Annotated in this window: 7 protein-coding genes; 4 read left to right on the top strand and 3 right to left on the bottom strand. The window is 60.1% G+C overall.

The annotated features are described in order from the left end of the window. Positions 1–5: 5 nt before the first annotated feature. Positions 6–881, bottom strand: a complete 876-nt coding sequence (locus GOX88_RS18310) for a LysR family transcriptional regulator (protein WP_170405114.1) — start codon at positions 879–881, stop codon at positions 6–8. 117 nt (positions 882–998) lie between these two features. Here GOX88_RS18310 and GOX88_RS18315 point away from each other — a divergent pair, with 117 nt between their 5' ends. Together GOX88_RS18315 and GOX88_RS18320 are read left to right on the top strand one after the other, a co-directional pair. After that, positions 999–1754: a class II aldolase and adducin N-terminal domain-containing protein gene (locus tag GOX88_RS18315; protein WP_170405117.1), complete on the top strand. Its 756-nt coding sequence runs from the start codon at positions 999–1001 to the stop codon at positions 1752–1754. A 29-nt stretch (positions 1755–1783) separates the two neighbouring features. After that, positions 1784–2773, top strand: a complete 990-nt coding sequence (locus GOX88_RS18320) for a sterol desaturase family protein (RefSeq protein ID WP_170405121.1) — start codon at positions 1784–1786, stop codon at positions 2771–2773. A 3-nt stretch (positions 2774–2776) separates the two neighbouring features. Here GOX88_RS18320 and GOX88_RS18325 read toward each other — a convergent pair whose 3' ends face one another. Beyond that, the gene (locus tag GOX88_RS18325) at positions 2777–3409 is read right to left on the bottom strand and encodes a class I SAM-dependent DNA methyltransferase (protein WP_170405124.1); all 633 of its coding nucleotides are present in this window, start codon (positions 3407–3409) and stop codon (positions 2777–2779) included. 90 nt (positions 3410–3499) lie between these two features. Here GOX88_RS18325 and GOX88_RS18330 point away from each other — a divergent pair, with 90 nt between their 5' ends. Then, positions 3500–4345, top strand: coding sequence for an SDR family oxidoreductase (locus GOX88_RS18330; RefSeq protein ID WP_170405127.1), 846 nt, complete (start codon positions 3500–3502; stop codon positions 4343–4345). A 3-nt stretch (positions 4346–4348) separates the two neighbouring features. On the opposite strand, the gene GOX88_RS18335 is transcribed toward GOX88_RS18330, so the two are convergent. Further along, positions 4349–5965 (bottom strand): GMC family oxidoreductase, encoded by a 1617-nt coding sequence (locus GOX88_RS18335; RefSeq protein WP_170405130.1) that lies wholly within the window; start codon positions 5963–5965, stop codon positions 4349–4351. Positions 5966–6332: 367 nt separating this feature from the next. Here GOX88_RS18335 and katG point away from each other — a divergent pair, with 367 nt between their 5' ends. After that, positions 6333–8534: a catalase/peroxidase HPI gene (katG, locus tag GOX88_RS18340; RefSeq protein ID WP_170405133.1), complete on the top strand. Its 2202-nt coding sequence runs from the start codon at positions 6333–6335 to the stop codon at positions 8532–8534. The last annotated feature ends 320 nt before the right edge of the window (positions 8535–8854 follow it).

Consider the following 8854-nt stretch of genomic DNA (forward strand, 5'->3'; position numbering starts at 1 on the left):
CCCGGTCACATCAGCCGGTCCGTTTCCATCTCGCGCCGCAGCCAATCGGCAAAGGCCAGTGCCCCCGGAGTTTCCTCGGCCTGTGGGGATAACAGCAGGTAATAGGCCTCGGGCATCACCGCGCGGTGGGCGAATGGGGCCACCAATCGCCCCTGCCGGATCAGGTCGCGGGCGATGGTGTCATGGGTCAGGCACAACCCGCCTCCGGCCATCGCCACGGACAGGCTGACCAGATAGGTGGTCGAATAGGTGATTGGCGGGTTTTTCCAGTTCAGGGGCTGATCCTCTGCCCAACTTGCCCAGTTGGACATCAGGTTGGAACAGTCAAACAGCGGCTGCTGCTGCAGCGTGTCCAGTGTCACCTCGTAACCAGGGGCGCAGACCGGGTAATAGTGATCGGTCCGCAGCAATTCGGTGCGCACCGTATCGGAGGGCCGCAGCGAATAGCGGATTTCCACCGCGGCGCCTTCGGCCATCTCGCGTGGTTCCCACAGTTCGGTAAAAATGTTCAGCTGCACCTCGGGGTGCGCGGATCGAAACTGCGGCAGGCGCGGGGCCAGCCAATTGACCGCAAAACTGATGTTGCTTTGCACCTGCACCGCGTTCTGCTGCGCTCCGGTCACGGCCTTCGTGCCGCGCACCAGAGTCCGGAACGCCTCGCGCACCACTGGCAGATAGGTGATGCCGGCCTCGGTCAGTTCCAGCGCGCGCGGACGGCGCACAAACAGGGGCTGGCCCAAATAACCTTCCAGCGATTTGATCTGCTGGCTGACGGCGCTTTGGGTCATGTTCAGATCCCGGGCCGCACCGGTGAAGGACAGATGCCGGGCCGAGGCCTCGAACGTGCGCAACCAACCCAGCGGAGGAAGTGAATTCTGCATGTGCATAACTCTGCCATTAGTTCAGCTAATGAGATAGGTCTGTTTTTTTCGTTGGTCAAACATTCGCGCCGCAGGCACGCTTTTCCAAAGCCCCAGCTATTCCAACAGGAGCCCGAAATGACCGTCACCAACCTGCGTCCCAACATCGACCATTGGGCAGAACGCGTGGACCTTGCCGCGACCTTCCGCTGGACCGAGCGGCTGAACATGCATGAAGGCGTGGCCAATCATTTCAGCCTTGCGGTGAACGAGGACGGCACGCAGTTCCTGATGAACCCCAACCAGATGCATTTCGCGCGGATCAAGGCGTCGAATCTGCTGTTTCTGGATGCCAACGATCCGGACGTGATGTCTCAGCCCGGTGCACCGGATCCAACCGCTTGGGGTTTGCACGGATCGATCCATCGCCACTGCCCGCATGCGCGCTGCGTGATGCATGTGCATTCGATCTTTGCCACCGTGTTGGCCTCGCTGGCGGACAGCACTCTGCCGCCGATCGATCAGAACACGGCCACTTTTTACAACCGCTATGTGGTCGATCAGGAATTCGGCGGATTGGCCTTTGAAAGCGAGGGCAAACGCTGCGCGGGAATGCTGTCGGATCCGAAGAAAAAGGTCATGATCATGGGCAACCATGGTGTGCTGGTGATCGGCAGCGACCCGGCGGATACCTTCAATCGCCTCTATTATTTTGAACGGGCGGCGGAAACCTACATCCGAGCGCTACAAACCGGCCAGCCCCTGCGCGTGTTGTCGGATGAGATTGCCGAAAAGACAGCACAGGAACTGGATGACTATCCCGATCAGGCCGAGGCACATCTGCGCGAGATCAAGGCTCTGCTGGATGCCGAAGGCTCCGACTACGCCACATAACCCGACCACGCCACACATAGGGTATTGCCATGACCGACGTCACCCAAGACCCCGAAGCCGCCCGCTGGCACTATCACCCCGAGGGGCCGGTGGGGCTGAACCCGCTGTTCAACTGGCCTCCGCGTCCCGCTGCCGTGTTGAAATGGTACAGCGGCGCGTGGCTTCAGATCACGGCGCTGACCCTGTGCATGGCACTGGCTGTCACAGCCTATGCTTTCTTCTTCCCGGCGTTGGAGACGATGCAAAGCTTTGCGCCCGGCTGGATGTTCCGCATCTGGCTGCTGAACATGGTGCCTCAGATCCTGGTCGCTGGCAGCCTGCACTGGTGGCTTTACATGCGCAAAGGGCAGGGCATGTACAAGAAGTTCGACCGCCGCGACCTGACCCGCAACAATGGCAACTTCACCTTCCGCAATCAGGTCTGGGATAATATCTGGTGGACGCTGGGCAGCGCGATGACCGTGGCGACCGCCTATCAGTGGATCATCTACTGGGCGATGGCCAACGGCTATGTGCCCACCGTGACTTGGGCCAGTGCGCCGGTCTGGTGTGTGATCTGGATGTTGTTCATTCCGATGTGGTCGGGGCTGCATTTCTATTGGGCGCACCGGTTGGAGCACCACCCCAAGCTCTATAAACACGTCCACGCCGTGCATCACCGGAACGTCAATATCGGGCCGTGGTCAGGGATTTCGAACCATTGGTATGAGAACCTGCTCTACTTCACGACCTACTTCATTCACCTGATCGTGCCGTCACACCCGCTGCATGTGCTGTTCCATACCTATTTCCAGCAGATCAGCCCGGTCCTGTCGCATTCAGGCTTTGAAAAGCTGAAGGCCGGGAATACCGATGCCGCCCGCGCCGGGGATTTCTTTCACCAGCTGCATCACCGGTATTTCGAGTGCAACTATGGCACCTCTGAGATCCCCTTCGACAAGTGGTTCGGCACCTATCACGACGGTTCGGCCGAGGCGACGATGCGGACCCGGGCGTTCAAGAAGCAGATGTACACGTAACGGTCAGGTCCGCTCGAACAGGGCAATCAGCGCGGTGTCGTCCTTATTGGGGCCCACGGCCAGATCGCCGTAAATCCGCACCTCGGGCAGGGTCAGGTTGTGGATCTGACCCTGTGCCAGCTTGTGCAAGGCCTCGGCAAAACCCAGTTTTTCATAGTGCTGCGCGTTGATCGACAGGGCGAATTGCGCGCCGGGGCGGGCAATGCGCAGCAGGGCGGGCAGGGCCTCGGGGCCCAGGTGGCCATGGGTGAACGTGCCCGAGGACACAATACCGGAATAGCTGTCACGCGGAACCGGGATACCCTGGTTCAGATCGGCCTCGATCGCGTCACGGTAGATATCCTTGCGCATCGCCTGATCCAGCATTTCAGCGCTGATATCGGTGGCGTCGATCGGCCCGACGCCCAACCCGGCCAGCACCGCACCGCATAACCCCGTGCCCGCACCCACATCCAGAACCGGCCCTTGTCCACCGGCGGCCACAAAGGCACGGGCCGTGTGGATATGAAGCTGGTAATCCTCGCGCGCGGCAAAGGTCTCGTCATAGTCCCCGGCCCATTCGGCATAGAGTTCCTTATGCTCCTCGGGTGAATCCAAAGAATAAGCGGTATGCAGGTTTGGTGTTTTTTCAGCCATGCTTAAAAGAAAGGCGCATTGAGGGATTCGAATCAAGTATTCAGACGCAGGTGCTTGCATCCGCCGGAATTGCGGATCATCAAAGGCGACATGACAGGAACTCTTTTTTCGTTCGGCCACGGATATTCGGCGCAAGCCTTGTCCCAGCTACTGAAACCCCAAGGGTGGCGCATCGTCGGCACCACCCGCGATCCCGCCCAATCCGCCACCATTCGCGCATCGGGTGCCGAGCCGCTGATCTGGCCCGGCCAGACACCGGATCTGGACGGGGTGACGCATCTGCTGATCTCGACTTCCCCCAACAAGAACGGTGATCCGGTACTGGCAGCGTTGCAGGACGAGATCTCTGCTCGGGCCGCGCAATTCAAATGGGTTGGATATCTGTCGACGACCGCCGTTTATGGCGATCATCAGGGGGAATGGGTGGATGAAACCACTCCGCCCACACCCACGGCCGAGCGCGGCCGGTGGCGGGTGAAGGCCGAGGAGCAATGGCGGAACATCCCGGGACTGCCGGTCCATATCTTCCGGCTGGCCGGTATCTATGGACCGGGTCGCGGACCGTTTTCCAAGCTCAAGCGGGCGGGGATGCGGCGTATCATCAAGCCCGGTCAGGTGTTTTCGCGCATTCACGTGGCGGATATCGCGCAGGTTCTGGCCGCGTCGATGGCCGCGCCCAATCCCGGCGCCATATATAATGTCTGCGATGATGAGCCCGTGCCGCCGCAGGACGTGATCTCTTACGCTGCCGAGTTGCAGGGCCTGCCTTTGCCGCCCGCCGTTCCATTTGACGAGGCCGATATGACCCCGATGGCGCGCAGCTTTTATAATGAGAACAAGCGCGTCCGAAATGACCGGATCAAGGATGAGCTGGGCGTGCGCCTGTTGTATCCGGACTATCGCACCGGGCTGGAAGCCCTGATGAAAGACGTCTGAGGCTCAGCCGGCGGCCTTGATCAGGTCGGCGGCTTTTTCGGCAATCATGATGGTCGGCGCGTTGGTGTTGCCCGAAATCAGCGTCGGCATGACCGAGGCATCGACCACCCGCAGCCCCTCGATCCCGCGCACGCGCAGTTCGGGATCAACAACGGCCATCTCATCCACACCCATTTTGCAGGTTCCAACCGGGTGATAGATCGTGTCGGCGCGGTCGCGGATGTGCTGTTCCCAATCGGCGTCGGTGCGGGCGGTGTCGGTTCCGAACATCTCTTTGTGCCGGTATTTGGCCAGGGCGGGGGCTTCGAGGATCTCTCGCATCATCCGCGCGCCTTTGATCAGCGTGGCCAGATCGCGGTCGTCGGACAAAAACGCTGGGTCGATGGTGGGCGCAGCAAAGGGATCGGCGCTGTTCAGGCCAACCGTTCCACGGCTTTCGGGGCGCAGTTTGCAGACATGGCAGGCGAACCCGTGGCCGTAATGCAGCTTGCGGGCATGATCATCGACCAGTGCGATGGTGAAATGCAGCTGAATATCGGGCCGGTCCAGATCGGCTGAGGTTTTCAGAAACCCCGCCCCTTCGGCAAAGGGCGTCGCCGCCATCGACACGCCGGTCTTGCGCCAGCGCAGAAGATGTCGGGTCAGATTTACCGATGCCGTCGGGCTGATCCCGAAATTGTCGGTGTCTTTGGTTTTGTAGGACAGGATGAAGTCCAGATGGTCCTGCAGGTTCTTGCCCACACCGGGCAGGTTGTGACGGATGGCAATGCCGTGCTTGGTCAGGTCCTCTGCGGCCCCGATCCCGGACAGTTGCAGCAAGTGCGGGGTTTTCAGCGCTCCGGCGCAGACCAGCACCTCGCGCCGTGCCGTGACCGCGATGTCGGGGCCTTTGGCTTTCTTTCTGTAGATCACCCCGGTTGCGCGCTTGCCGTCAAAGGTCAGCTCTTTGGCATGGGCCTGAGTAATGACCGTCAGGTTGGGGCGACCCATGACCGGAAAGACATAAGCGGCAGCGGCCGAACACCGCTCGCCGTTCTTGGCCGGGTCGTGGAACTGTGTGACCTGATACAGGCCGACACCTTCATTGTCGCCGCGGTTGAAATCATCGGTGCGGCGGTGCTGCATCTGTTTGGCTGCTTCGATGAAGGCATGAGTGATCGGGCGCGGCTCTTTCTGGTGTGAAACCTGAAGCGGGCCGCTGTCGCCATGCAGGTCATCGGCGCCGTCCTCATTGTTTTCGGACCGTTTGAAATAGGGCAGGACACTGTCCCAGCCCCAACCGGTGCAGCCCAGTTCGGCCCAGCCGTCATAGTCCTGACGGTGGCCCCTTATATATAGCATCGCATTGATCGCACTGGACCCGCCCAGTGCCTTGCCACGCGGTTGATATCCACGCCGCCCGTTCAGCCCCGGTTGCGGCACCGTTTCAAAGGCCCAGTTGTTGATTTTGGGCCGTCCGGGCAGGGTGGCAACAACGGCCGAAGGCATCCGAACCAGAATGCTGTCGCCGCGCCCGCCGGCTTCGAGCAGGCAAACGCTCTTGCTTGGATCTTCGCTAAGACGGCTGGCAAGCACCGAACCTGCGGACCCGCCGCCGACAATGACATAGTCGAATTCCATTCCGATTTCCCCCTCCTGCCCGACCGCTCAGAGCGATGCCCGGGTCAACCTTATCTAAGACTGTGGCCGAGCGGCGGAAAAAAACAATTGCCGTATCCGGGGTATGACCCAAGGTTACAATTGTCTGGTAGGATCAATTCTAAAAATATCATAACCATTTCCTATTAAACTCATCACCAAACAAAACTTTTTTGCATGGCTTTGGTTTGCTACTTCTTGAAGGGACAAGACAACAGAGTCGCCAATACCTTGCACGGGATGCACCACGCATCCTTGGCGGGGTTAAAGTGCCCTCTACATGTGCTCTTGATCGACCGAGTTTTGACCGCGCGAACCTGCCGGAAATTAGCCAGGATTGGAGATCGATATGGACGGAAGTGATAACCCCAAAACGGGCGGTTGCCCGGTAATGCACGGCGCAGGTACCCGGTCGAACCGGGATTGGTGGCCGAACCAGCTGAATCTGTCGATCCTGCACCAGAACACGCCGGCGTCGAACCCGTTGGGTGCGGACTTTGACTATGCCGAGGAATTCAAGAAGCTGGACATGAAAGCGCTGAAGGAAGACCTCTATGCGCTGATGACGGATTCGCAGGACTGGTGGCCAGCGGATTACGGCCACTACGGTGGTCTGTTCATTCGCATGGCCTGGCACAGCGCCGGCACCTATCGAACCGCGGATGGCCGTGGCGGTGCTTCGACCGGCAACCAGCGGTTCGCGCCGCTGAACAGTTGGCCGGACAATGGCAACCTGGACAAAGCGCGCCGTCTGCTGTGGCCGATCAAGCAGAAATACGGCAACCAGATTTCCTGGGCTGACCTGATGATTCTGGCCGGGAATTGCGCCATCGAGTCGATGGGCGGCAAGACCTTCGGTTTCGCCGGTGGCCGCGAAGATATCTGGGCGCCGGAAGAAGACATCTATTGGGGGTCGGAAACAGAATGGCTTGCCCCGACCGACAACCCGCACAGCCGTTACTCGGGTGAACGCGATTTGGAAAACCCGCTGGCCGCCGTGCAGATGGGTCTGATCTACGTGAACCCCGAAGGCCCGGATGGGGAACCGAACATTCTGGCCTCGGGCCGCGACATCCGTGACACCTTTGGCCGGATGGCGATGAATGACGAGGAAACCGTTGCTCTGGTTGCCGGTGGTCACACATTCGGCAAAGCGCATGGTGCGGGTGACCCCGATCTGGTGGGTCCCGATCCCGAGGCCGCGCCGATCGAGGAGATGGGCTTTGGCTGGATCAACAAGTTCGGGTCCGGCAAGGGCGACGACACCACCACCAGCGGAATCGAGGGCGCATGGACCGCAAACCCGATCAAATGGGACAATGGTTATTTCGACCTGCTGTTCGGCTATGACTGGAACCTGACCAAGAGCCCCTCGGGCGCGTATATCTGGGAACCGATCGGCGTTAAGGAAGACGACATGGCCCCGGCGGCGCATGATCCGTCGAAAAAGGTCAAGACCATGATGACCACCGCCGATATGGCGATGCGCATGGACCCGATCTATGGCCCGATCTCGAAACGCTTTCACGAGAACCCGGACGAGTTTGCAGATGCCTTCGCCCGCGCGTGGTTCAAACTGACCCATCGCGACATGGGTCCGCGAGCGGCCTATATCGGTCCGGAAGCGCCGACCGAAGAACTGCTGTGGCAGGACAATGTTCCCGCCGTGGATCACGATCTGGTTGACGATGCGGATGTGGCGGACCTGAAAGCCAAGATTGCTGCAAGCGGCCTGTCGGTGTCCGAGCTGGTTTCGACCGCTTGGGCCTCGGCCTCGACCTTCCGCGGATCTGACAAGCGGGGTGGAGCCAACGGCGCCCGCATTCGTCTTGCCCCGCAGAAAGACTGGGATGTGAACGAGCCGATGAAACTGTCCAAGGCGCTGGATGCGCTGCAGGGCGTGCAGACCGCGTTCAACGCTGCGCAGTCGGGCAACAAGAAAGTGTCGCTGGCCGATGTGATCGTGCTGGCTGGTGCCGTCGGTATCGAACAGGCCGCCAAAGCTGGTGGTCAGGATGTCGAAGTTCCGTTCACTCCGGGTCGTGCCGACGCGACGCAAGAGCAGACGGATGTGGACAGCTTCTCGGTGATGGAGCCGATTGCTGACGGCTTCCGCAACTATCAGAAGGCCGACTACACGGTCTCGCCTGAAGAGCTGCTTGTCGACCGGGCGCAGTTGCTGACCCTGTCCGCGCCCGAGATGACGGTGCTTGTCGGTGGTCTGCGTGTTCTGGGCGCCAATTTCGGCGACAGCACGCATGGCGTGTTCACTGACCGCGTCGGAACACTCAGCAACGACTTCTTCACCAACATTCTGGACATGAGCACCGAATGGAAGCCCGCAGGCAAGGGCGTCTATGAAGGCCGTGACCGTTCAAGCGGCACGGTCAAGTGGACCGGTACCCGCGTTGATCTGGTCTTTGGTTCTAACTCGCAACTGCGGGCGTTGGCCGAGGTCTATGGCCAGGCAGATGCCAAGGGCAAATTCGTCTGCGACTTTGTCTCGGCCTGGAACAAGGTGATGAACGCGGATCGCTTTGATCTGAAGTAACCCCGCGACCATCGCGGTGACTTGCGCCGCCCGAGGAGACTCGGGCGGCGTTTTCATGCACCCGACTCTGGGGGTCCTACCAAGCATTGGGTACGATTCCGCTGACAGGCCATGATTTCCCGTGTTCCGGGGCGGGCATTGGCGGATTGGCGGCAGAAATCATAAAGGTAACCTGTTGATTTCATTAAGGTGAGTGAGTTTCTGCAGAGAAATGTGAAGTTTTTTCAAAATGGGGGTTGCAGGTCCCGGGCCCAATCCGTAAATACCCCTTCACCGGCGCTGCTGAGGCGGTGCTGACGGGTCGGAGAGACGGCCTGACG

It is taken from the genome of Ruegeria arenilitoris (genome assembly GCF_013030985.1).
In the GTDB taxonomy this organism is placed as follows: Bacteria; Pseudomonadota; Alphaproteobacteria; order Rhodobacterales; family Rhodobacteraceae; genus Ruegeria; species Ruegeria arenilitoris_B.

Bases quoted from the DNA above. Each gene is read 5' to 3' on its own strand.
- GOX88_RS18310 (WP_170405114.1), bottom strand. From the start codon at position 881: ATGCAGAATTCACTTCCTCCGCTGGGTTGGTTGCGCACGTTCGAGGCC.
- GOX88_RS18315 (WP_170405117.1), top strand. From the start codon at position 999: ATGACCGTCACCAACCTGCGTCCCAACATCGACCATTGGGCAGAACGC.
- GOX88_RS18320 (WP_170405121.1), top strand. From the start codon at position 1,784: ATGACCGACGTCACCCAAGACCCCGAAGCCGCCCGCTGGCACTATCAC.
- GOX88_RS18325 (WP_170405124.1), bottom strand. From the start codon at position 3,409: ATGGCTGAAAAAACACCAAACCTGCATACCGCTTATTCTTTGGATTCA.
- GOX88_RS18330 (WP_170405127.1), top strand. From the start codon at position 3,500: ATGACAGGAACTCTTTTTTCGTTCGGCCACGGATATTCGGCGCAAGCC.
- GOX88_RS18335 (WP_170405130.1), bottom strand. From the start codon at position 5,965: ATGGAATTCGACTATGTCATTGTCGGCGGCGGGTCCGCAGGTTCGGTG.
- katG (WP_170405133.1), top strand. From the start codon at position 6,333: ATGGACGGAAGTGATAACCCCAAAACGGGCGGTTGCCCGGTAATGCAC.